The organism is Synechococcus sp. H55.9, assembly GCF_047462355.1.
GTDB lineage: Bacteria > Cyanobacteriota > Cyanobacteriia > Thermostichales > Thermostichaceae > Thermostichus.
On record NZ_JANSJB010000176.1, the window covers coordinates 1 to 1483 of the forward strand.

Genomic DNA, 1483 nt, shown 5'->3' on the forward strand with positions numbered 1-1483 from the left:
GCGAAAAGTCAAGGGAAATCCGCTCGCCCGTGGGGGGATCAGCATGAGCGTCAGGAGGAAGCCGCCGTCTCAACCTGCTGTACCTGCAACGAAGCAATCGGAAAATGCCGCTCCAACAAAGCCGGGATCCCTTGCGGAGAAACGCCGCTGTAGCGAGCCTTGTCGGGCAGGAACACCACGTTCGGCCCCCGTTTGCAGTCCTTCATGCAGCCCACTCCCTGCACCCGAATGGTCTCCGGGTAGGCTGCCAAGTGTGCCTGCAGAGCCTGTATCACCGCCATCGCCCCCCGCCGACAGCAATCAGACTTCTGACAGACCAAGACGACCCCTTTCCTCGCTTCCTCCGATCCGGGAGCGGCCTTCGGGGAAGACATGGCTGCTACCGGGGAAGCCTGGACAGGAACCACGTGGCAGAGCACCCATTTCTCCCGCCCCTTGAGCAGATCCACTTCCCGCTCCCCCGCAATCTGCACCCTATCTCCAGGTTTGAGGCTGCGGTAGAGCTCAGAGCGCAGCGGCTTGGGGATCTTGCCGGCAAACACTTCCGCTCCGGCCTGCCAGCGCAAGTACTTGAGCTTGCCATCCTTATCGGGAAGAAATCCCAGGAACCGACCCTCTGACTCAAACGGGATCCTTTGCTTAGCCAACTTGCTCATCTTGTCCCCCAGGCTCGGTGTTGAGCTGCCAACACGTCTCTAGGCTGTCCAATAACTCCCGCCGCCGCGCCGTGTACTGGCGGATCACGCTGCGCACCTGCAACAGGGCCAGAGGCGTGTCCACCTGCACCTGCAAATGGCCATCTCCCGTACAAACTGCCGGGATCCCCAACTCCAGCAGCCGCCGCCCAATGCGCCAGCGTTCCCCTAAGGGGATCTGCAAACAATAGCTGCCCTCAAAAGATACAGGGTTCATGGCTAGGAGCAAAACCTCGGCAAATAAATCTAAACCCAATCGGGCAGTAATGATATGAATTTTCAACAAATGCTTACAAAAATAAGCCCTCAGGCGTAAGGACAGGTCACCTGGCCGGCGAACCTGCCCCAGATCCTGACTAGGCTCTGCGGTCCATTAAGCCAAACACTAGGCTGTCGTTGGCTAGGAAGTGGTTGAGGTGGAAGGCGCGGTCTTCCGTCTTGAGCAGAATCTGCTCGTAGAGGTAGCGGGTGGCGCGATCCCCTAGGCTTTCCGCTTGGGCGGCTTGGCGCCGCAGCAAATCGATGATGGCCTGCTCTGCCGCCAGGTCATTTTGCAACATTTGCCGCGCCTCAAAAGCGCCATCCGGCTCAGGGGTAAAGCAGCAGAGGCGGGCCAAGGTGGCGAAGGTGGCTACCGGCACACCCCCCAGACCTTCGAGGCGTTCTCCCAGGTCGTGGACATGTTCCCTCACCTGCTCGTAGTGATCCTTGAACAATTGGTGTAGCGGGTAGAACTCGGTGCCCTCTACTACGAAGTGATGCTTCTGGTACTGCAAGTACAGCCCTTG

Annotated in this window: 3 protein-coding genes; all 3 read right to left on the reverse strand. The window is 59.1% G+C overall.

Annotated features, from left to right (window positions below; all coding sequences use genetic code 11):
- Window positions 1–50: 50 nt before the first annotated feature.
- Window positions 51–656: a (2Fe-2S) ferredoxin domain-containing protein gene (locus NW857_RS12900; RefSeq protein ID WP_414369188.1), complete on the reverse strand. Its 606-nt coding sequence runs from the start codon at window positions 654–656 to the stop codon at window positions 51–53.
- On the reverse strand, window positions 640–912 hold the full coding sequence (locus tag NW857_RS12905; RefSeq protein ID WP_414335134.1) for an Asr1405/Asl0597 family protein: 273 nt from the start codon (window positions 910–912) through the stop codon (window positions 640–642). Before NW857_RS12905 ends, NW857_RS12900 begins: the two co-directional genes overlap by 17 nt.
- Window positions 913–1051: 139 nt before the next feature.
- Window positions 1052–1483: Dps family protein (locus NW857_RS12910; RefSeq protein ID WP_414369190.1), on the reverse strand; the 432-nt coding region annotated here is incomplete at its 5' end.

What these genes read in the sequence shown, in the direction of transcription:
- NW857_RS12905 (WP_414335134.1), bottom strand. Translation starts at nt 912, where the DNA reads ATGAACCCTGTATCTTTTGAGGGCAGCTATTGTTTGCAGATCCCCTTA.
- NW857_RS12900 (WP_414369188.1), bottom strand. Translation starts at nt 656, where the DNA reads ATGAGCAAGTTGGCTAAGCAAAGGATCCCGTTTGAGTCAGAGGGTCGG.